This window comes from Paracoccus marinaquae, assembly GCF_018860165.1.
Taxonomy (GTDB): Bacteria; Pseudomonadota; Alphaproteobacteria; order Rhodobacterales; family Rhodobacteraceae; genus Paracoccus; species Paracoccus marinaquae.
Genome location: NZ_JAHKNG010000043.1, coordinates 1 through 21,494, shown reverse-complemented (window position 1 = coordinate 21,494; position 21,494 = coordinate 1). Strand labels below are relative to the sequence as shown.

The following is a 21,494-nucleotide window of genomic DNA, read 5'->3' as shown; positions in this document are numbered from 1 at the left end:
TATATGCGCGTGCCGCCGATATCAACTCTCTAACGAAAGCTTCGGGTCCTTGGAGTACCCAATCTCGGAATCCCTGCTGGAAAACCAGCCATAAATCTCGTCTTCACGAATGATATCTACGTTGTATCGGCTGACTATGAAATATCGTAGAAATCGAAGGGGTTTCTCGCGCATGTCGTAGATAACATCCTGAAGTTCTTTCCAGCTAGCTTTCAGCTTGTCGAACTTGTCGGGCGCGGTTTTCATGAACAGTAGATTCTTCAACAGGTCCATAGAATTGAGGCCGACGCCGCGATCATTGATCGTTTCGAAGATCTTTAGCGCTTTTGCGACATCCTCGGTTTGAATCCGGATTAATTTAACTTTGTTGGTAAGATAGCCGTAAAAGGCGCGTAGCGCGTTAGGATCCTCATCGAACTCGGCGGCAAGGAACTTTTTCGCGACATGGTGGGCAACGGCCATATTGTTCATTGAGGTGGTCGTAGCGTTGCCGATGGGCCTGCCCGTCGCAATATGAGTCAAGGCATCTCCGCTATCTTCGTATTGCAGTTCGAGACGGTGCCGGAAGGTCTCGTTACCGATGTCGTCGACAGTTGAATCTGCGATTTGGGACTTTAGCGTCGTTAACTCGGCAGCTCCCAAGTCTTTCAATCGATCACGGATAGCGCAAAGCAAAATATAGAGTGTTGTCATCCGCTGTTGTCCATCGATCAGATCGAGGACATCGTCGATGTTATTGCTGGGACAGACGACAATGCTGCCGATGAAGTATTCTGGAGCTTCGGGATTTGATGCTTCGCCCATTTCACCGCGTATATCTGACAGAAGCTGCTCCACCTCCTCTGGACCCCAAACATACTCACGCTGGTAGTCGGGAACAGCGTAGAATTGGTGGAAAAGGTCTTTAATCGAGCAATCTTTGCTCTCAATACGCTGCACTGTCATAGGAGTTCCGATTGTTCGATTTTGTTACGAGCACCTTGTCATGAAGCGATTGAGTGTCAAGCTTATCGCCCAGATGACCAAATTTCGTAGACCCGCATCGGTGCAACAGTTCGGGAGGTCGCAGTCCTCACGATATGGCGAAGATTGCGAGAGTTCTGGTCTCAGCGTCGGGAGGTTGTCAGATCTGCAAAGGTTTGGCCAGTACCGTCCAGCACGGCGGGCTTACCCGCCAGGTTCTGCCAACGGGCGATGGCGACATCCACATAGGCGGGGTTCAACTCGATCCCGTAGCAGACCCGGCCGGTGGTCTGGGCCGCGATCAGCGTGGTGCCCGAGCCCATGAAAGGCTCGTAGATCGCCTGTCCAGGGCTGGAATTGTTTAGGATCGGCCGGCGCATGCACTCGACCGGCTTCTGCGTGCCGTGAACCGTTTCCGCGTCCTGATCCTTGTTGGCGATTTGCCACAAGGTGGTCTGCTTGCGGTCCCCGGCCCAATGACCCTTGCCGCGCTTCTTCACCGCGTACCAGCAGGGCTCGTGTTGCCAGTGATAATCGCCCCGGCTGAGGACCAGCCGGTCCTTGGCCCAGATGATCTGCGAGCGGATGTCGAAGCCGGCCGCGATCAGGCTGTCGGCGACCGTGGTCGCATGCAGCGCGCCGTGCCAGACATAGGCCACATCGCCCGGAAACAGCGCCCAGGCCTCGCGCCAGTCGGCGCGGTCGTCATTCAGCACCTTGCCGGTGCGTTTGGTCTTGGCCGCGCCCGTGGCATTGCGCCAGTTCGGGTCGTATTCCACCCCATAGGGCGGATCGGTGACCATCAGCAGTGGGCGGACATCGCCCAAAAGCTTGCCGACGACATCCGCTGAGGTGCTGTCGCCGCAGATCAGCCGGTGGGGCCCGAGCCGCCAGAGATCGCCCGGCACCGAGACCGGATCGGCGGGCGGCTCGGGCACCTCGTCTTCACCCTCCGCCCCGACATTCTCGCCGAACTCCGGATCCTGCAGCAGCGCCTCCAGCTCATCCTCGGCAAAGCCCAGCAGTGACAGGTCGAAATCCTCGGCCAGCAGACCCGCGACCTCGTCGCGCAGCAGCGCTTCGTCCCAGTCACCGAGTTCCGTCAGCTTGTTGTCTGCGATCCGGTAGGCCCGGCGTTCCGCCTCATCGAGATGGCCGAGCCGGATCACCGGCACCTCCGAAAGCCCCAGTTCCGTCGCCGCCAGCACCCGTCCATGACCGGCGATCAACTCGCCGTCGTCCCCGACCATGCAGGGCACCGTCCAGCCGAAGCGGGCCATGCTGGCGGCGATGCGGGCCACCTGATCGGGCCCGTGCATCTTGGCGTTCCGGGCATAGGGGCGCAGGTGCTCGATCGGCCAGAACTCGATCTGGCGCGGCGCAAAGGCGAGGTCCATGGGGCGGGGTAGTCCTGTGGTTTGGGTGGCTTCTGGCGGGGTGGATCCCGACTGGATCCCGGTGGCTTCCGGTGGCGCTGGCTTCCGCAAAGTGGATCCTGAAGATGGCTTCCTGGATTCTGCCGGAATCCAGCAGGAAGCCACCCTCGTGGGGTGCTCAAGGTATTGTTTTATTGACCGAAACGGCTCTCAGGCTGGCTGCCTGGATTCCGGGTGGCTTCCCCGGTGAAATCGGCTGTCGCTAGAAGACTTCCGCGCTGCGCCCCCCCGAATACGGGGTGCGCCGGGGAGGAACCAGGGCAGGGGGGTAGGGCTGGAAGGGTTTTGCGAAGAGCGCCTGAAGCGGGTCTGTTCTCTGGGCGCTCGTCTTCGATGCTTGGGTTATGAGTCAACCCGGGCACGAATGTCAAACTGTTTTGTTGCGGGTTTGTTCGTGTGGCACTTTCAAGGTCTCGCAGGCTGTATTGTCCAGGTTAGGCTCCTCGCGGCGCTGCCTTGCTGAAACGCAGCAGAACGCTCAGGCCCGGATTGTTATCGTTCATTGTCACTGCTGCGCCGTGTAGCTCCGCGATCGCTCTGACCATGCTAAGGCCCAAGCCGTTGCCCGGAGTGGTTCGGCTTTTCTCAAGGCGATAAAAGCGGCGGAAGACCTTGTCCCACTCTTCCGCTGGGATGCCGGGTCCATCGTCTGAAACTTGAAGCAGAATGCTGTCATCTGCCCTTGCCAGTGTCACCTCGATCCTCGTTCTCGAGGGGCTGTGGCGCAGGGCGTTTTCAACGAGGTTTGCAATCATTTGAGTCAGCAGGTGCTGATCGCCAAGGACAATTGCGTCCTGATCCTCAATGCCAAACACCAGCGTCTGATCGTTCTCTTCGGCAACGGGGCCATAGGCGTCCTCGATCCGGGCGAGGATCGGGGCGAGCGGGGTTGCAGCGAACCGAACTGAACGCTGACCAGCCTCGATCTGCGCGATCCGCAGCAGAGCATGGAATATCTCGATCAGATCGTCGGCAATCTCGACGGCTTGCTCCGCGACCTCCCTGTTTCCAGGCGTCAGATCTGGCGCATTCAGCAGCACATCCAACCGCTGCCTCAGACGCTGCATAGGGGTACGAAGATCATGGGCAATATCTGCTGATATCTGCTTCTGGCTTTCGACCATCTGCTGAAGCTGCGCGATGGTCCGGTTGATTTCATCTGCCATGCGGGCAAGATCATCGCTGTCGCTGCCAGTGGTGGGGACGCGGCGTTCCAACTGGCCAAGTGCCACCGACTTCAATGTGGCTGAAATCTGGGTCAGCCGCTTTTCGGTTCTGCGACCGACAATGATCCCCGCAAGCAAACCGGCAAGCAGCAAGAGGATGAAGCCCGTAACGAAGCCGCGTCCGAGAACCTCACGCAGTTCCTCGAGAAAATAGGTGCTTGTGCCCAATGTCAGCCGGTTCGGGCCGAGTTGTACCGAATGCAGCAGATAGCCGGTTACATCCTCATAGCGTGGCTTTTCGGCGTGTATTGCATCGACCGCGACATAGCCGCCGCCCTGTCCGTCGATGGCATCGACATTTCCTGCCAGAATGATGCCATCGGCATCCTCAAGCAGATAGATTCGATAGTCCTCAAAGTTGAACCCGGCGAAGCCGCCCAGCTTTGCCTGAACAGCCTCCAGCCCATCGCTTTCATAAAGGTGCGCGAAACCCGCCGCATCCTCGGCCAGCTGGTCCGATACCCATTCGCTGATTTCGCGATCCGCGAAGTGATAGCTCAGCCCGAACACCAAAGCGGTGATGATGGCGTAAAGCGCCGCGAACCGCAGCGACAGGCGCGCCGATGTCGAGCGAAAGAACCGCGGTATGCTGCCAGCCTTAGCCATGCAGACTGTATCCGGCGCCGCGGATGGTGTGGATCAACGCAGTGTCGAAGGGCCTGTCCACCTTGTTGCGCAATCGGCTGATATGCGTTTCGACAACATTCGTTTTGGGATCGAAATGAAAGTCCCATACCGATTCCAGCAGCATAGTGCGGGTCAGCACGCGCCCGGCATTGCGCATCAGATATTCCAGCAGGCCGAATTCGCGGGGTTGCAGATCCAGCGAAACGCCCGACCGCGTGACGGTGCGGCGGACCAGGTTCATTTCCAGATCGGCGACCTGCAAGACGGTTTCTTCTGCCTTCAGGGGCGGTCTACGTGTCAGGGCCGCCAACCGCGCCGACAGTTCCTGAAATGAGAAAGGCTTGACCAGATAATCGTCCGAACCGGCCTCAAGTCCTTCGACCCGGTCGTCGATCCCGTCCATCGCCGACAGGATCAGGACTGGCGTCTCAACCCCAGCGCCGCGGACCGATTTGATCAGGGTCAGCCCGTCCAGACCGGGTAACATCCGGTCGAAAATCATCACGTCGTAATTGTTGTCGAGCGCTGACAGGAAGCCTTCGCGGCCGTTTGCGCAATGATCGACCAGATGCCCCTGCGCGCGCAGGCTGGAGGCGATGTAATCGGCCGTTTCTGCATGATCCTCGACCACAAGGACGCGCATTGGTGCTGCTTTCAGTTGTTCCCTTCGCAGGGATAGCCCGCCCTGTGTCTGGGTCAAGCCTTGGGACATTACGGATTGGTATAGTTCCGGCAACGGCCCGGACAGGTCTCGCTTGGTAAATGGCGGTGAATACAAACTCTTCGCCTATCTAGCAGGACCAGAAAATGACAATAAACGAGGCCTATCCGGCCCAGCGGCCAGCGGCGACTCACGCCCGACAACTTTTGCGCCCGACGCTGCGTGATATGCAGCTGGATAGCACCGCTCGCTGGTTTCTGCTGGCGGTTCTGGCAGGTTTCGGGCTTCTACGCATTTGGGCGATGTTTGCCGTGCACTTCACCGACACGACCGAAGCGCGCTATGCGGAAATCGCGCGCAAGATGGTCGAGACCGGAAACTGGCTGACGCCGCAATTCGAATATGGCGTGCCCTTTTGGGGTAAACCGCCGCTGCATACCTGGCTGTCGGCGGGCGGGATGCAGCTGTTTGGTGTAAATGAGGCTGCCGCACGCCTGCCGATCTTGCTGACCGCGCTGGCGGTGCTGTTTCTCATCTGGCTCTGGGTGCGCGATACCGTTGGGCGTAACACCGCATTGATCGCGACTGTCGTACTGGCGACGATGGGGATGTTCTTTGGTGCGTCTGCCTTCGTGATGACCGACATGCCGATGGTTCTGGGCACGACACTGGTCATGGTCGGGTTCTGGCAGGCGGTCACCGGGGCGGGTAGTCGCTGGGGTTATGCCGTCTTCCTCGGGCTGGCACTCGGGATGCTGGCCAAGGGTCCGGTGGCGGTCGTGCTGTGTGCCATACCGTTGACGCTGTGGCTGGCGCTGACATGGAACTGGCATCTGCTGCGCCTGCTTCCTTGGCTACGCGGCATGGCACTGCTGATGGTGCTGGTCGTGCCTTGGTATGTCGCCGCCGAAATCGCGACTCCCGGCTTCCTGCACTATTTCCTGATCGGAGAGCATGTGCAGCGCTTTCTGACCCCGGGCTGGCAGGGCGATCTTTACGGGTCCGGGCATCAGGAGGCCAAGGGAATGATCTGGCTGTTCTGGCTGATGGCCGCCCTGCCGTGGAGCTTGGTTCCGGCCTTGTTGCTGACCCGTCCCGGCAAGACCGTCACGACGCTCCGACAGGATCGTTCTGGCTGGCTGCTCTATCTGCTTCTTTGGGCAATGTCGCCGGTCTTCCTGTTCACACCGGCATCCAACATCCTTGCCGCCTATGTTCTTCCCGGTCTGCCTGCCGCCGCTGTCCTGCTGGTCGTGCTGTTCGCAGAGGTGTTCGAGACTCAGCCGGGTCGTGCGACGCGGGTCGGTTTCGCTATCGCGACATCGGCGATATTTGCGCTTTTCCTCTCGCTGACCTCGGGCGCCATTTTTGCACCTCAGCAAATTCGGCTGAAATCCGACAAGGCGCTGGTCGCCGCAGCCAGTGCGGCATTGCCCGACGCGCAACTTTATACCCTCGGTGGTCGCAGCTACTCGGCTGAATTCTATTCGGGCGGCAAAGCGCGGGCCATTGAGAACGAAGACTTTGCAAGGCTGGCTATTGACGGCGCACCGGCTGCATTTTCGGTGCCGCCCGATCAAGCTACAGCGGCCGCAGCATTCGGACTTGAAAGCCTAGGTGAATATGGACGGCATGTCCTGTTCGTCACTCCAGCCGCAGGCGAGGTGAAATGATGGGTCGCATGCAGGATATCACCCGCGAAACGGCAAGCACCATGCCACGGGCACTCCACCTCGGTCCGACGATGCCGGATCTGTCCTTCGTCATTCCGGCCTTTAACGAGGCGGAGACTATCGTGGAAACACTGAACCGGGTGTCGCGCAAGGCGCGCAGGCTGGTTCCGCAATCTGAAATTCTGGTGGTCGATGACGGCAGCACCGATGCAACTCTGGAACTGGTGCAGTCCGGTCATTGGGACGTGCCGGTCCGCCTGCTGCGCCTGTCGCGCAATTTCGGCAAGGAACAGGCGATCATGGCAGGGCTGCGCCATGCGGCGGGCAAGGCGGTTGTGATCCTCGACGCTGACCTGCAGGAGCCCCTGCGTTATGTCGACACGATGCTTGAGAAATACCGCGAGGGCTATGAGATCGTCTATGCCGTGCGGGCCCATCGTAACGACGAAAGCTGGCTGAAGCGCCGCTTCACCGCCGCCTTTTATCGTTTCCTGAACATCGGAAGCGAAGTGCCGATGCCTGCCGGTGCACGCGATTTCCGGCTGATGGATCGCAAGGTCGTCCATGCGCTTTGTGCGCTGCCCGAAAGCAACCGCTTCATGAAGGGGCTTTATGCCTGGGTAGGCTTCCGTTCGCTTGCGATCCCGGTCGAGTTGCAGCCTCGTGGTGGTGGCAGCACCAAATTCGGCTTCCGCCGTTTGTTGAAACTAGGCATGACCGGGCTGACCGCCTTTACCGACTGGCCGCTGCGCATATGGACCGGGATCGGCATGGTCCTGGCGTCGCTCTCGATCCTATACGGACTATTCCTGGCCAGCCGCACCCTGTTTCTGGGACACGATGTGCCCGGTTGGTCGACACTGGCGGTGGCGATTTTCTTCTTCGGCGGCATTCAGTTGATGTCCATTGGCGTGCTGGGCGAATATCTGGCCCGCGTCTTCAGTGAGGTCAAAGGTCGCCCCGGCTATCTGATTGCCGAAGATGTCACCATCGCCGCGATGCCCGAATGCTAGGCGCCGCCGCGCGTTTCGCCCTGACCGGAGGGGTGGCGACGCTGGTGCATCTGGCCGTCGCGATCATGCTGATCCGGCTTGGCGTTGCCCCGTTGATCGGCAATGCCGCAGCCTTCGCCACCGCTTTCATTGTCAGCTTCTGGGGGCATCACCTGTTCACCTTCGCCGGGCATGGTGTGGATGTGCAAAATTCGCTGTTCCGCTTTGTGATCGTCGCAGTCCTTGGGTTCATCGCCAATGAGTCGAGCCTTGCACTGTTGTTGAAGTTTGTAGCGGCCCCTGCGGAGCTGACTCTGCTCGTCTCGACCTTGCTCGCTGCGATGTTCACATTTTTCCTGTCGCGATACTGGGCCTTCAAACCTGATCCTTCGCCAACGCCGTGATGGTTCAGGGTCATCATACACGGGTGCTGGCTCGCCAGGGCTCGCTCTTCGGCATGGCATCGGTGACGTCGATGCTGCGTAGCATGCCGCCCGCGATTAGCCCGTCCCGAACCCATTCCAGCGCCAGCCACCATTGCGCGTAGTGGCGACGCGCAGCTCTGATCTGATCCGGATGCGGTGACCATGTGACCGGGCAGGCGCGAACCTCCACCGTCCGCCATTTGCCGCGTGATAGCACGCGGGTCGTGCCGATCGCGATGGTGACCGAGCGTTCGCCGTGCTGGTTGCGCTTCATCTCGACCGGCACGCAGCGGGGCACTGCGTTTGGCATCCAGTCCGGCGTCACCCCGGCACGGGCCAGTTCGGCGATGCGGATCGCCATGCGCAACCCGCCCAGAGAGGTCGGCAGGCCAGCCACGCAGGCTGCGACGACCTCGGCATCCTCATGGGTGGAACTGTCGGGCTTGTATCGGCCGCCATCGATCCGACAGCCCAGCGCGGCGCGCTGCATCAGCACATATTCGAGGCCGAAGCCAGGACCGTCACCGCGTTCGGGGTCAGGTGGCTCAGGGAGTTCCAGCCGGGCTTTCTCGGTGCGAAAGGCCCATTCCAGCACCTGCTGGACGCCCAGCGCGCGTTTGGTTCGGGTGCTGCAGTTCGGGAAGTTTGTGTGAACCGTCACAGCACACCCCGCGCCCTGAGCCGTTCGGCCGTGACCAGACCGCGCTCCAGCATGGCATTGCGCACGGTGTTCGAGATGGCGTTGGAGGGCAGATAGCCATCCCCGTTCACCAGCCCGGCGTAAAAGCCCGCGATTTCGTCCATGCTGGCGCGCGGCGTATCCGCAGCCTTGCCGCTGCGCTTGCGGCGTTTTTCGCCCTCAGCGGGTGTCTTTGCCTCGGCTGTCCGTGCCGCCCGTTCCATGGCCCTGTCCAGCGCCCGAGGTCCATCCGGCGGATTGGGGTGGGTGCTGCGGCTGTCGCGGGCCACCGCGACGATCCGGTCCTCGGTCAGGCCGAGATCGGTAATCCAGCGACGGACATGTTCGCGGGGTGGCCATCCCTGCCACCAGCCGGGAAGCCCCGCATCGGTGTCCAAACCCAGCGCGTCGAGCAGCCTTTCAAAAAACTCTTCAAATCGATCATCGCGCGCTCGCGCGCCCTCCTCCTCCTTTACTGGTTCCCTTAATGGTTCTCTTACAGGGTTAGTCTCCGAATTTCGGAGATGGAAACCGGCCAAATTCGGAGATGGCTTTGGCGATTTTTCGGAGATGGCTCCATCTCCGGAATCCGGACATGGATCGTCGCTGTCATCGCCATCGTCGGGCTCGGAAGCGCAGTCGTCTTCTTCGTCCGACGGATCTGGAAACCGATCTTCGAAGCCGAGGATGTAGCGCGTCGCCTGGCGTCGATGCGTCTGCGGATCGTGACAGCGAACCCGGTGGATCAGCCGCGCTTCTTCCAGCGCCCGGAGATGGTCGTTCAGGGATGACACCGACATCTCGCAATCGGCCGCCAGCCGCGCCTGCGTCGGAAAGCAGCCAAAATCCGGATTGTGGCGGTCGCAGAGATGCCAGAGCACGATCTTGGTGGCGGGCTTCAGCCCACGCTGCAGGATGGCCCAGTTGGTCGCGTAGTGGCTCATGCGCAGGCCCTCCGTCGCGGGTTTAGCGCTTGGGCGCGCGTCGTGATGCCGTGATCGGCGAGCGCGCCCAGCGCGTCCTCGACGGAGCGGACCAGCGCCCAGCCGAACCCTTGGGCCTTCACCATGTCGCGGAACGCTCTCTGGGCCGGACTGAGGCGGCCGGACGGGCTTTTGACCTCCAGAAACAACACCTGCCCGCCAGTCAGGACGACCAGATCGGCAAAGCCCGGAAACACGCCCATGCCGGTCAGGATCGCCTGGCGCTGCCGTGCGGCCTTGCCACCCGACCCGACCTCATTGGCGGAATGGTGGATGATGGCATCGCGGGGCAGGACGATCCGCAATGTGTGGACAATGGTGCGCTGGATATCGGCCTCGGGTGTTCGACGGGTCATGCGTCACCACCTTTCGCTTTGCGGTTCGACACGGCGATCAGCAGACCGGCAAGGGCCAAGGCCTCGCGGCGTTCCTGATCTTCGGGGCTGTGCGCGGCGATGGCGCGGCAGGCCAGGATGATCAGGCTGTCCGGGTGATGGACGAAATCGGCGACAATGCCCCGGGCCTCAGAGAGGCGCTGGGCGGGCCAGTCCGGCGGGCAGGCAGTATCGGTCGTAGAGCTATGATCGATAGCGGCATCGGGAATCTGGGACATAGCGTTCATTTCCGCCCCCGCGCCTTGCCGGGTTTCGCGTCGGTGACCCGCGGCATTTCCTGCGACTGCAACCAGTCCTGCACCAGGCTCATCCGATAGAAAATCTTGCGACCGGCGCGGACACAGGCCGGACCCTTCCGCCGCCGCTCCCAGCGCCCCAGCGTATCGACCGTGAGGCCAAGCTCCTGCGCCAGATCGTAGCGGCTGATCCAGCCGCGCAGCAAGCGCGGTTCAACCGTCGGTTCCGCACTCATGGGTTGTGTCATGCTCTTGCCTCCATCTTGCATCGCCCGGACCGGGCCGCTGACGGGGAGAAGAACAATCACATAAAAAGGCCCGGCAGGGAGGCGGAAGGTGGCGTAACCTCCCGGAGGTTATGCCACCCCATGTTTTGCTGGGTTTGGCGATGCGCATGCACTGCGAGACAGGCTGTCAAGAGGCAAAATCCGGCGACCGGCAGAACCGGTTCTGCCGGTCGCCGGTGTCAGATTCAGCCTTTGTTGGGGCTGGAACATGTCAAGAACAAAGAGTCGGTTGTCCCCAGTGAAATCGTCTGGACAAGTCTCGTTCTGGTGGTGAAGAAGTCGGCCAATCACGCCGGATGCGGTCGAGCGACGCGAGCCTTTGCAAGGCCCGTGATCGGGAAATCTGTGTCTGCGCGCGAGAGGATTGAGGCAAGGCGCTTTGGGATCGGAAGAAGGGCAGCCCAGCGCCTACGAGCAGGGAGACGAAAGAAGATGGGATTGCCGCAACGCACGTTTTTCACGGTTCAGGAAGTTGCGATCAGATGGGATTGCAGCCTCGACGATCTGGCGGGTTGGGCCATCAACGGAAAGCCCGAGGTCGTCATGGCGATCGAGCCGATCCAGCAGAACGGGACGATTCTGTCAGGGCTGGTCGTGGTGCCCGTGGTCGATATCCTCAGCATGTTCCGGCGCTGGGCCAGCGGGCCGCAACGCCGCGTGATCCGGCGGGTTCGACCAATTGGCCAGAAGGACTGGGTGATGATCGCGGATCCCGAAAATCACATCACCGTCGAACCCTCCGACCTGCTGATCCTCGCGAATGAGGTTTACGAGTTCGAGATTGCCCACGGTCTCGCCAAGCGTGCGGCAGATCCGGGCGGTGCGCCATCCCGCTATGACTGGGAAGGTCTTTATATCTCGCAGATGGTCCGTCTGCACGAGGATGGCCTGCCTGCAACGCAGGGTGAATGGGTTGCGGAAGTTCAGGACTGGTTCGCAACGACCTCTCCGGGTCGCGAGATACCTGATGAGAGTACGATCCGAAGGCGACTGACCCCGATCTGGCGGGCGCTGCGGGAAACCCCATAGCGCCCCTTGCGAGAAGCCGACGATTGGTCAGGCGCTTTTGCGCGCCTGATCATCTTGCGCCCCGGCATCATGCATCATGCACCAGCACCGGCTTCGGCCGGAAGGCGCTGGCCACGGCATCGACGCCAGCACGCAGGGGCGAATCCATCAAATGGGCATAGCGCGCCGTGGTCTGCGTCTGGCTGTGACCGAGCAGCTTGCCGATCATTTCCAGCGACGCGCCACCGCTGACCAGCAGCGAGGCAAAGGTGTGCCGCAGGTCGTGGATCCGGACATCCTCGATCCCGACCTGCTTCTGGATCTGATGCCAGAAGCGGCGGATTTCCTTCACAGGCTGGCCGGGCACATCGCCCGGAAACAGGTATGAGCAGCCGCGCGGCACCAGCAGTTGCCTTTGGCGAACAATGGCTGCGGCTTCGTCCGAGATCGGCAGCCGGTGAATCCTGCGCTGCTTGGTCATGCTGGCGGGCTTTGACCAGCTCAGATGTTCAAGGTTGAAATGCTCGAACCGCGCCTGCCGGACCTCGCCGACCCGCGCGCCGGTCAGCATGCAGAGCCGGATGATATCCGCCGCGCGCCGATCCTCGGCCGCGTCCAGCGCGGTAGCAAGCTTCCGGATTTCGTCCTGCGACAGAAACCGCTCGCGCGGGTTCTCGATCCGGCGGCGGAAGCCAGAGGCCGGGTTATCCTCCCGCCAGCCCCAGCCCTGCGCATAGGTGAACATCTTTCGAAGCACCTCACCGACGCGGTTGGCGCGCACCGGCGTCGGCTTTGCGCCCTGCAGCTTCCTTGCCCGGTTGTTCGGCTTTGCCTTATGGGGACGACACCGGCCCTCGGCGATCCGGTTCAGCAGCTTTTCGACATCATAGGGCGTGATTTCCGTGACGAGCCTGTTGTTCCAGTCCGGCCCGACCAGCTTGGTCAGCATGGAGCGCTGATCGGACGCATTGGTCTTCGCCAGATTGGGCAGATGCACCTCGGTATAGCGGTCAACCAGATCCTTGAACCGGGGCGCCTCACGCCCGTCCTCCTTGGTGCCCAGCGGATCGCCCCCGGCATCGATATCGCGCCGCAGCTCCTTCGCGCGTTCCCGCGCCGCAGCCGTCGACCATTCCGGCCAGCGCCCCAGCGTCATCCGCCGCTGCCGTCCGGCATGGCGGTAATCCAGAGTAAAAGCCCGGTTGCCCGAGCGGTAGATGCAGATCGCAAACCCCCGAACCTCGCTGTCAAAGATCTGGTAGTCCCGTCCCGGTTCCGGCGCCGCCTCCCGCACCGATTTCTCGTTCAACCTCAATCGCTTCACCATGCCCATCGCCTCCTTCTTGCGTCCCACATGAGGCTCAGCCTCGCGCGCAGGGCAAGTCATACATCGCCCATCAGACCGGCAGGGAGGCGGAAGGTGGCGGAAGTCGGCGAGGGGGTTGCCGGTGTCGCCTTCGTTGAAAGGACTCGAAGCGTTACTGAAAGCCGGAGGCGCGCTGAAACGGACCTCGAGAATCGAAAGGAGCTCACGCGCGCAGGATCGAGCGGCCAGCATAGACAGCCGAAGCGCCCAGCATTTCCTCGATACGGATAAGCTGGTTGTATTTCGCCAGCCGGTCGGACCGGGCCAAAGATCCGGTCTTGATCTGCCCGCAATTGGTAGCCACCGCCAGATCGGCGATGGTCGCATCCTCGGTTTCGCCGGAACGATGCGACATCACCGACGTATAGCCCGCGCGATCAGCCATCCGCAACGCGTCCAGCGTTTCCGACAGCGTGCCAATCTGGTTCACCTTGACCAGCAGGCTGTTGCCGCAGCCAAGCCGGATGCCTTCTTCCAGACGGGCGGGGTTGGTCACGAACAGGTCGTCGCCGACCAGTTGCACCGATTTCCCCAGCTTTTCGGTCAGCAGGCGCCAGCCATCCCAGTCATCCTCGGCGCAGCCATCCTCGATCGACAGGATCGGATAATCGCCGCACAGTGCGGCCAGATAATCGACGTTTTCACCCGGCGTCAGGGTCTTGCCTTCGCCGACCATCTCATACTTGCCGTTCTTGAAATATTCGGTCGAGGCGCAGTCAAGTGCCAGCATGATGTCGTCGCCGGGCTTGTAACCCGCTTTTTCGACAGCTTTCAGGATGAAATCCAGCGCGTCGCGGGTGCTGGAAAGGTTCGGGGCAAAGCCGCCCTCGTCGCCGATCCCGGTGGACAGGCCCGCCGCCGACAGTTCCTTTTTCAGCGTATGGAACACCTCGGAACCCATGCGCAGGGCCTCGCGGATGTTCTCCGCGGAAACCGGCATGATCATGAATTCCTGGATGTCGATCGGGTTATCGGCATGTTCGCCGCCATTGATGATGTTCATCATCGGCACCGGCAGGATATGCGCGGCAGCACCGCCGGCATAGCGATAGAGCGGCAGAGCCGAAGCATCAGCAGCAGCTTTCGCGGTGGCCAGCGACACGCCAAGGATCGCGTTCGCACCCAGGCGACCCTTGTTCGGGGTGCCGTCCAGTTCGATCATGATTTCGTCAATGGCACGCTGATCGGTTGCATCCTCGCCGACCAGATTTTCGGCGATCTCGCCGTTCACGGCGGCGACAGCTTCCAGAACGCCCTTGCCCATATAGCGCGACTTGTCGCCGTCACGCTTTTCCACGGCCTCATGCGCGCCGGTCGAAGCGCCCGAGGGCACGGCTGCCCGGCCCATGGTGCCGTCTTCCAGCGTGACATCGACCTCGACGGTCGGATTGCCACGGCTGTCCAGAATCTCACGCGCGTAAATGTCGATGATGGCGGTCATGAGTTGTTCCTTTCGTCGGATGGGTCAGGCGAATGTCGCGACGCGGATGTTGTTGGTGCTGCCGGATTGGCCGAAGGGTACGCCAGACAGGATAACGAGGCTGTCACCAGAACTCGCCGACACAAGCGGGCGGCTTTCGCGCAGGGCGGTCTCGACCATGCTGTCATAATCATTGACCGAATCCTCGGTCAGCGCCTGAGCACCCCAGAGCAGCGCCATCCGCCGACCGACATGGAGATCGCGTGTCAGGACGATCAGTGGCAAGAAGGGCCTGCGGGCAGAAATCCGGGCGGCGGTACTGCCACTGCGCGAATAGGCGACCACGGCGCGCGCGCCAAGTGCGGAGGCAAGCATTGCGCCATGATCGGCAATCGCATCGGCAGGTGTTGCCGCCGCTTCGCGCGAGGCGGTGATGACGCGGGCGTAATGTGCGTGGGCCTCGGTGCTGCGGATGATGCGGTCCATCACCGCGACGGCCTCGGCCGGATAGGCACCCGCCGCACTTTCGGCCGACAGCATCACCGCATCGGCGCCGTCATAGATCGCGGTTGCCACGTCCGATGCTTCGGCCCGGGTCGGCGCGGGCGAGGCGGTCATGGATTCCAGCATCTGCGTCGCGACGATCACCGGGCGGCTTTCCCGACGGCACAGCGCGATCAGCTCCTTCTGGCGGGCTGGCACCTCCTCGGGTGGGATCTCAACGCCCAGATCGCCGCGCGCGATCATGATCGCATCGGATCTGGCCACGATGGCGTCGATATCTTCCAGCGCCGAGGGTTTTTCGATCTTGGCAACCAGACCGGCGCGACCGTCGATGATGCGCGTAATTTCGTCCAGATCGCTGGCCTTCTGCACAAAGGAGAGCGCCACCCAATCGACGCCATGCGCCAGCCCGAAATCCAGATCGCGACGGTCCTTCTCGGTCAGGACCGGAAGGTCCAGCACCGTATCGGGCAGGTTGACGCCCTTGCGATCGCTGATCTGGCCGCCCTCCAGCACTTCGGCCTCGATCCGGTCGGGCGCGACGCGCCGCGCAGCCAGCCGCACCCGGCCGTCATCGATGAACAGGCGATGGCCGGGCTGAAGTGCAGCGAAAATCTCGGGATGCGGCAGGGGAAATGCGTCGGCCCTTTCGTCAGGCGCAAAGGCGACCATCTGACCGCGTTCCAGCATCTGCGGCCCACCGCCGAGCTTGCCGAGCCGGATCTTCGGGCCCTGAAGGTCTTGCAGGATGCCAATGGGGACGCCCGCCTCTGCCTCCAATGCCCGGATGGCGGCGATCACACCCGCATGGGTGTCGTGTTCGCCATGGCTGAAATTCAGGCGGAAGGTATCGACACCATTCCGGAAAAGTTGGCCTAGCATGTCGGGGGCCGCGCTGGCGGGGCCGACGGTCGCCACGATCCTTGCGCGTCTGTCTCGCATCATGGGGTGCTCCTTTCGGGGTTCAGGCGATCAGAATCGCCCGGAAATCGTTGACATTGGTCAATGTGGGGCCGGTGCGGATCAGCGCGTCGATCCCATCGAACAGGCTGTAGCTGTCGTGATCGTCCAGAAAATCGCGCGGTTTCAGGCCGGCATTCTCGGCCTGAAATAGCGTATCCGGGGCGATGATCGCGCCTGCGGCATCTTCGGTGCCATCGATGCCGTCCGTATCGGCGGCAAGCGCATGGATACCGGGATGGCCGTCCAGTGCGACCGCGAGGCTCAGCAGAAATTCGGTATTGCGGCCGCCACGCCCCGGTTTCCTGTCGCCGATGGTCACGGTCGTCTCGCCGCCTGACAGCACCACGGCAGGCGGTCTTACCGGCGTGCCATGGGCAGCAGCGGCGCGCGCGATGCCCGCCATGGCGATGCCAAGTTGGGATGCCTCGCCTTCCAGCGCATCGCCCAGCAGGAGGGGTGTGACGCCCGCCTTGCGCGCGATTTCGGCGGCGGCTTCCAGCGACATCTGCGGCGTGGCGATCATGCGGTAGTCGGGCGCGAAATCGGCCTGCGGCTGGGCCGGGCGCAGCAGGAGTTCGCGCGCGGCATCAGGCAGGTTTGGACCCAGTTTCGCAACCAGATGCGACAGATCCTCGCTCGCCGTCGGGTCGGGCACGGTCGGACCCGAGGCGATGGCCGCCGGATCGTCCCCCGGCACGTCCGAGATCGCCAGCGTCACCAGCCCCGCCGGGGCGGCTGCCCGCGCCAGCCCGCCACCCTTGACCAGCGACAGGCGGCGGCGGACCTTGTTCATGTCTTCGATGGTCAGGCCAGAGGCCAGCAGCAGCCGGTTCACCTGCATCTTCCCATTCAGCGTCAGCGGCGGCACCGGCAGAGTCATCAGCGCCGAGCCTCCGCCCGAGATCAGTGCCAGCACAAGGTCATCCGGCCCTGCCGATTGCGCGAGCGCGAGGATTTCCGCCGCCGCCCTGTGCCCGGCCTCATCCGGCACCGGATGCGAAGCTTCGCGCACCACGATTCGGTCGGTCTCTATGGCGTGGCCATAGCGGGTCACGACAACGCCCGACAGATCGACATCGGGCCAGGCGCGCTCGACGGCGCGCGCCATTGCGGCGGCGGATTTGCCGGCCCCCACCACGATGCAGCGGCCAGTTGGCTTTTCGGGCAGATGCCGGGCGAGGACGGCGGCGGGGTCAGCCGCCGCAATCGCCGCATTCAGCATCCGCTTCAGCAGGTCTTTTGCGTCCTCCTCCCTCATGGCGGACCTCAGATGTTCTCGCCGCGGATTGCGTCGACGACGGCATCCGTGACCTGTTGCGTATTGGCGTTGCCGCCGACATCGGGGGTCAGCACGCCATCGGCGCAGACCTTTTCGACCGCGCGCATCAGCCGGTCGGCGGCGGCGGGTTCGCCCAGATGTTCCAGCATCTGCGCGGCGGTCCAGAAGGTCGCGACCGGGTTCGCGATCCCCTTGCCCGTGATGTCGAAGGCCGAGCCGTGGATCGGTTCGAACATGGACGGAAAGCGCTTTTCCGGGTCGATATTACCGGTCGGTGCAACACCCAGACTGCCCGCCAGCGCGCCTGCCAGATCGGACAGGATGTCTGCATGCAGGTTTGTGGCGACGATGGTATCGAGGCTTTGCGGGTTCTTGACCATCCGCACGGTCATCGCATCGACCAGCATCTTGTCCCAGGTCACATCGGGGAATTCCTTAGACACCTCGGCGGCGATTTCGTCCCACATGACCATGCCATGCCGCTGCGCGTTTGATTTCGTCACCACGGTCAGCAGCTTGCGCGGCCGCGACTGCGCCAGTTTGAAGGCATAGCGCATGATCCGGGTGACGCCCGCACGGGTGAAAATCGAAACCTCGGTGCCGACCTCTTCGGGCAGGCCTTTATGGGCGCGGCCGCCATGGCCGGAATATTCGCCCTCGGAGTTTTCGCGCACGATCACCCAGTCCAGATCACCCGGCCCGACGCCTTCCAGCGGTGACTTGATGCCCGGCAGGATTTTTGTGGGGCGCACATTGGCGTATTGATCGAACCCTTGGCAGATCGGCAGGCGCAGCCCCCACAGCGTCACATGGTCCGGCACGTCGGGCGCGCCGACCGCACCGAAAAAGATGGCATCGAAAGCTTTCAGCTGTTCTGCGCCATCCTCGGGCATCAGCGCGCCGGTTTTCTTGTAGCGATCCGAGCTCCAGTCGAACTCAGTCACGTCAAACTGGAAGCTGCCGTCGCGGCGCGCCAGAGCCTCCAGTGCCTGCAACCCGGCGGCGATGACTTCCGGGCCGATACCGTCGGCGGGGATCGACGCGATCTTGTAGGTTTTCATGGGCTTTCTCCTCATTCGGTTAATGGGGCCGAATGCGTCGCCGGGCGGGCCGTGAGTGCCCCTCGTATCTCCTCCCTTGCGACGCCCTGCGGCGATCACAGGACGAAATTGCGCCAGGCGAGACGATCCCTCAATTTGCGTAGAATTATATACAGAAATGCAATAATATGATCGCGGAGGAGATCATGGATATTCAACAGATCAGGTGTTTCCTGGCGGTGGCCGAGGAGTTGCATTTCGGTCGCGCGGCGCAGGCGATAGACATGCTACCTGCCTCGCTGAGTCGGCAGATCCGGCTCTTGGAAGACCGTTTCGAGACGCGGCTGTTTCTGCGCACCACTCGCAATGTCGCGCTGACCGAGGCTGGCACGGCGATCCTTGACGACGCCCGTGCACTTGTCGCGCAGGCCGATCTGTTCGATCAGCGCATCCGCGCGGTCAGGCGCAGCGAGACCGCGGTGCTGAAGGTCGGCGCCATCGACAGTGCGGCGGCCGGGCTGATGCCGCAGCTCTTGCAGCTTCTGCGCGCGCAGCGCCCCGAGATCGAGGTGCAGCTGGTCGAGCAGAAGACCATCCATCTTTTGCCGCGCATTCTTAGCGGCAGTCTCGATATCGCCTTTTGTCGCCCGCCCGATATCCGCGATCCCAAGATCCACTTCCAGACATTGTTCTTTGAGACTGCCGTAGTCGCATTGCCCGAAGGTCATGCCCTGGCTGATCGCGCCGAACTGAAGGTGCAGGATATCGCGGATGAGCCGCTGATCGTCCCCGACCGCCGCTCGCGTCCACATTCGCATGATCTGACCATAAAGCTGTTCACCGATGCAGGGCTGACGGTAAGAATAGCGCAGATCGCCGAGGAAAAGCACACCATCGTCAACCTGGTGGCGACCGGCACGGGGCTTGCCATCGTGCCGCGTTGGGCATCCCGCATCGCGATTCCGGGCGTCAGCTTCGTGCCCTTGGTGCTGCCCGAGGGCACCACGCGTGGCAAGCTGATCCTCGCCGCCGCCTGGGCGCGTGGTACCCGTGACGACCAGCGTGACGCGCTACTGGCGGTGCTGGACAAAAACCTGCAGGCGATCGAAGCGAGCGCGTGACACCAATAATCGCCGATTATTATCACGAAATTTAATATAATTCCTGGCAAATTTATTGCCGGTCATCTCCCGCGTATTCCGGTTCCGATCTGTGCCCTTCCGCAGGGCCAGAACCGGAAATCTGGGAGGAAACCATGGACCCTGCAAACATTACGCTTCTATTACTGCTCTTTGCGATTGTCATGTTCGTGTGGGAGCGAGTGCCGCTGGCCGTTACGGCCATGATCGTCTGCGTCAGCCTTGTCCTGACCGGCGTGCTGGACGCGGGCGAGGCGTTCGACGGCTTCGTTAACAGCAATGTCATCCTGTTCGTCGACATGTTCATCATTGGCGGTGCGCTGTTCCAGACCGGCATGGCGGCCGAGATCGGCGGGCTGGTCACGCGCTTTGCCCGGACCGAACGGCAGTTGGTTGTCGCGATCATGCTGATCACCGGGCTGATGTCGGGTGTTCTGTCGAATACTGGCACGGCTGCGGTGCTGATCCCGGTCGTGATCGGGATTGCCGCGAAATCGGGCTTCGCGCGCTCCCGCCTGCTGATGCCGATTGTCTTTGCGGCCGCGATGGGCGGCAATCTCAGCCTGATCGGCGCACCGGGCAACATGATCGCCCAGGCTGCGTTGCAGGAACAGGGGCTCAGTTTCGGCTTCTTCGAATATGCGCTTGTAGGCCTTCCGATCCTGCTGGTCGGCATCCTGTTCATTGCCACCGTGGGCTTTCGGCTGCTGCCCGATCACAAGACCGAAGAGATGGCGGCGGACAGCCTGAACTTGACCAGCCCCTCAGTCCCGCAGTGGAAGAAGAACGCATCGCTGATCGTTCTGGTTCTGACCATCCTCGCCATGGTGTTTGAAAAGCAGATTGGCATCCGCCTGCATATCAGCGGCGCCATTGGGGCCATTGCGCTGATCCTTCTGGGCGTCATCAGCGAGGATGAGGCCTATCGCTCCATCGACGCCAAGACGATCATCCTGTTCGGCGGCATCCTGTCGCTGGCGACCGCGATGGAAAAGACCGGCGCCGGGCAAATCATCGCCGAAACTGTGCTGGGCATGACCGGGCCTGAGACACCGATGTTCGTCTTCCTGCTGGTCATTTTCCTCTTGGCTGTGGTCATGACAAACTTCATGTCGAACACCGCGACGACCGCGCTTCTGGTGCCGATCAGCCTGTCGATCTCGACCCAGATCGGCGCCGATCCGCGCGCCGTTCTGATGGCAACGGTGATCGGCGGCTCGCTGGCCTATGCCACGCCCATCGGCATGCCCGCGAATGTGATGGTATTGGGCCCGGGCAAATACACATTCATGGATTACACAAAGGCTGGTCTGCCGTTGATCGTGGTCTCTACAGTGGTCGCCATGATCCTGCTGCCGATCCTGTTCCCGTTCTTCCCGTAGAACAGGGCAGACCCTTCATCAATCTTTGCTGGGCCGTGAGGTGAACCTCACGGCCCACATTCCCTTGCAACGCATGAACGGCAGGCCGGAGGCCCAGAAATGAGATTTGGCCTTTGGCCGAAGGCCAGGCGTGATCGTCACTTGGAGAATGCGACCGTTCCGCCAAAAAGAAATGCGAGCCAGTCATTTGGTAGGATTTTGCCTCGCAGACTCGATGGTAGGCTAATCGCGTACCTCAACGCCACCTCAACCCTTGGCTGCAGTTTTCGCGCAGGTTGCTCCGCCCAAAGCCGCTTGATGCAGTTGAACGCCGGAATGGAAATCGCAAGAAATCAATCGGTTGTCGTATAAGTCGCTGAAATCGTTCGACTTTCGAATTTCTGCCCGGATCGGCTCATAACCTGAAGGTCGTAGGTTCAAATCCTACCCACGCAATCAAAAATATAAAAGATATCAAAACGATAATCAGTTGGTATATCCATACCACCACCCAATCGCGCGTCTACATCAACGCCACATCAACACCGGACACCAAAAACTGCAACGACACGCATAAGCAGGCAGACGCAGGCATTGGCCGACAAAGTTGACGCGATGGGTGCCGGGTCGTCACGGATCAACGCTATCGGCCAGCCGCATTCCGAGAAGAATTGGCACATCCATTCATGTGATGATTAACAATAGGGCACCTCGAATTTTCACCGTTTTCCGCTGTTCGTGGGCAGGTCTGCGGCCTGAAGCCCGCATGAAGCGGCTTGGCGGGGGACTTCGGATTGGTTTCGGGAGCTGATGCGCCGGGCCGTTGAGGGA

20 protein-coding genes are annotated in these 21,494 nt (G+C 61.6%); 6 read left to right on the top strand and 14 right to left on the bottom strand.

All coding sequences use genetic code 11. The features are described 5' to 3' along the window. Positions 1-21: 21 nt before the first annotated feature. The 4 genes from KNW02_RS17275 to KNW02_RS17260 all read right to left on the bottom strand — a co-directional run bounded on the left by KNW02_RS17275 (position 22) and on the right by KNW02_RS17260 (position 4,895). Positions 22-945 (bottom strand): DUF262 domain-containing protein, encoded by a 924-nt coding sequence (locus KNW02_RS17275; RefSeq protein WP_216034479.1) that lies wholly within the window; start codon positions 943-945, stop codon positions 22-24. A gap of 161 nt (positions 946-1,106) precedes the next feature. Beyond that, complete coding sequence (locus KNW02_RS17270; RefSeq protein ID WP_101459033.1) at positions 1,107-2,360, bottom strand: DNA methyltransferase; 1,254 nt, start codon at positions 2,358-2,360, stop codon at positions 1,107-1,109. 473 nt (positions 2,361-2,833) lie between these two features. Beyond that, complete coding sequence (locus tag KNW02_RS17265) at positions 2,834-4,231, bottom strand: sensor histidine kinase (protein ID WP_252734043.1); 1,398 nt, start codon at positions 4,229-4,231, stop codon at positions 2,834-2,836. Then, on the bottom strand, positions 4,224-4,895 hold the full coding sequence (locus KNW02_RS17260; protein ID WP_216034478.1) for a winged helix-turn-helix domain-containing protein: 672 nt from the start codon (positions 4,893-4,895) through the stop codon (positions 4,224-4,226). Before KNW02_RS17260 ends, KNW02_RS17265 begins: the two co-directional genes overlap by 8 nt. A 164-nt stretch (positions 4,896-5,059) precedes the next feature. On the opposite strand from KNW02_RS17260, the gene KNW02_RS17255 reads away from it, so the two are divergent. From KNW02_RS17255 to KNW02_RS17245, 3 genes are read left to right on the top strand one after another with little or no spacing between them, the layout of a single operon-like run. Continuing rightward, complete coding sequence (locus KNW02_RS17255) at positions 5,060-6,586, top strand: ArnT family glycosyltransferase (RefSeq protein WP_252734042.1); 1,527 nt, start codon at positions 5,060-5,062, stop codon at positions 6,584-6,586. Positions 6,587-6,594: 8 nt separating this feature from the next. Continuing rightward, the gene (locus tag KNW02_RS17250) at positions 6,595-7,599 is read left to right on the top strand and encodes a glycosyltransferase family 2 protein (protein ID WP_216034477.1); all 1,005 of its coding nucleotides are present in this window, start codon (positions 6,595-6,597) and stop codon (positions 7,597-7,599) included. Beyond that, the gene (locus KNW02_RS17245; protein ID WP_216034476.1) at positions 7,593-7,982 is read left to right on the top strand and encodes a GtrA family protein; all 390 of its coding nucleotides are present in this window, start codon (positions 7,593-7,595) and stop codon (positions 7,980-7,982) included. Before KNW02_RS17250 ends, KNW02_RS17245 begins: the two co-directional genes overlap by 7 nt. Before the next feature lie 13 nt (positions 7,983-7,995). Here the strand turns inward: KNW02_RS17245 and KNW02_RS17240 are convergent, their stop codons facing one another. From KNW02_RS17240 to KNW02_RS17220, 5 genes are read right to left on the bottom strand one after another with little or no spacing between them, the layout of a single operon-like run. Next, positions 7,996-8,664 carry a hypothetical protein gene (locus KNW02_RS17240; RefSeq protein WP_216034475.1) on the bottom strand — a complete coding sequence of 223 codons (669 nt, stop codon included), beginning with the start codon at positions 8,662-8,664 and terminating at the stop codon, positions 7,996-7,998. Next, positions 8,661-9,626 (bottom strand): helix-turn-helix domain-containing protein, encoded by a 966-nt coding sequence (locus tag KNW02_RS17235; RefSeq protein ID WP_216034474.1) that lies wholly within the window; start codon positions 9,624-9,626, stop codon positions 8,661-8,663. The genes KNW02_RS17240 and KNW02_RS17235 overlap by 4 nt, the downstream gene beginning before the upstream one ends. Then, positions 9,623-10,021 (bottom strand): VRR-NUC domain-containing protein, encoded by a 399-nt coding sequence (locus KNW02_RS17230; RefSeq protein WP_216034473.1) that lies wholly within the window; start codon positions 10,019-10,021, stop codon positions 9,623-9,625. The genes KNW02_RS17235 and KNW02_RS17230 overlap by 4 nt, the downstream gene beginning before the upstream one ends. Continuing rightward, the gene (locus tag KNW02_RS17225) at positions 10,018-10,278 is read right to left on the bottom strand and encodes a hypothetical protein (protein ID WP_216034472.1); all 261 of its coding nucleotides are present in this window, start codon (positions 10,276-10,278) and stop codon (positions 10,018-10,020) included. Before KNW02_RS17225 ends, KNW02_RS17230 begins: the two co-directional genes overlap by 4 nt. Before the next feature lie 5 nt (positions 10,279-10,283). Then, complete coding sequence (locus tag KNW02_RS17220) at positions 10,284-10,532, bottom strand: helix-turn-helix transcriptional regulator (RefSeq protein ID WP_252734041.1); 249 nt, start codon at positions 10,530-10,532, stop codon at positions 10,284-10,286. A gap of 483 nt (positions 10,533-11,015) precedes the next feature. On the opposite strand from KNW02_RS17220, the gene KNW02_RS17215 reads away from it, so the two are divergent. Beyond that, the gene (locus KNW02_RS17215; protein WP_216034470.1) at positions 11,016-11,612 is read left to right on the top strand and encodes a hypothetical protein; all 597 of its coding nucleotides are present in this window, start codon (positions 11,016-11,018) and stop codon (positions 11,610-11,612) included. 67 nt (positions 11,613-11,679) lie between these two features. On the opposite strand, the gene KNW02_RS17210 is transcribed toward KNW02_RS17215, so the two are convergent. The 5 genes from KNW02_RS17210 to KNW02_RS17190 form a co-directional block, all read right to left on the bottom strand. Further along, the gene (locus KNW02_RS17210; protein WP_216034487.1) at positions 11,680-12,918 is read right to left on the bottom strand and encodes a tyrosine-type recombinase/integrase; all 1,239 of its coding nucleotides are present in this window, start codon (positions 12,916-12,918) and stop codon (positions 11,680-11,682) included. A gap of 202 nt (positions 12,919-13,120) precedes the next feature. After that, positions 13,121-14,398 (bottom strand): phosphopyruvate hydratase, encoded by a 1,278-nt coding sequence (gene eno, locus KNW02_RS17205; RefSeq protein WP_216034469.1) that lies wholly within the window; start codon positions 14,396-14,398, stop codon positions 13,121-13,123. Positions 14,399-14,422: 24 nt separating this feature from the next. Next, positions 14,423-15,826, bottom strand: coding sequence for a pyruvate kinase (gene pyk, locus KNW02_RS17200; protein WP_216034468.1), 1,404 nt, complete (start codon positions 15,824-15,826; stop codon positions 14,423-14,425). 19 nt (positions 15,827-15,845) lie between these two features. Then, positions 15,846-17,102 carry a glycerate kinase type-2 family protein gene (locus KNW02_RS17195; RefSeq protein ID WP_216034467.1) on the bottom strand — a complete coding sequence of 419 codons (1,257 nt, stop codon included), beginning with the start codon at positions 17,100-17,102 and terminating at the stop codon, positions 15,846-15,848. Positions 17,103-17,110: 8 nt separating this feature from the next. After that, the gene (locus KNW02_RS17190; protein WP_216034466.1) at positions 17,111-18,184 is read right to left on the bottom strand and encodes a tartrate dehydrogenase; all 1,074 of its coding nucleotides are present in this window, start codon (positions 18,182-18,184) and stop codon (positions 17,111-17,113) included. 185 nt (positions 18,185-18,369) lie between these two features. Between KNW02_RS17190 and KNW02_RS17185 the strand changes: the two genes are divergently transcribed. Beyond that, positions 18,370-19,284 (top strand): LysR family transcriptional regulator, encoded by a 915-nt coding sequence (locus KNW02_RS17185; protein WP_252734040.1) that lies wholly within the window; start codon positions 18,370-18,372, stop codon positions 19,282-19,284. A gap of 134 nt (positions 19,285-19,418) precedes the next feature. Next, positions 19,419-20,684, top strand: coding sequence for an SLC13 family permease (locus KNW02_RS17180; RefSeq protein WP_216034465.1), 1,266 nt, complete (start codon positions 19,419-19,421; stop codon positions 20,682-20,684). Positions 20,685-21,494 lie beyond the last annotated feature (810 nt).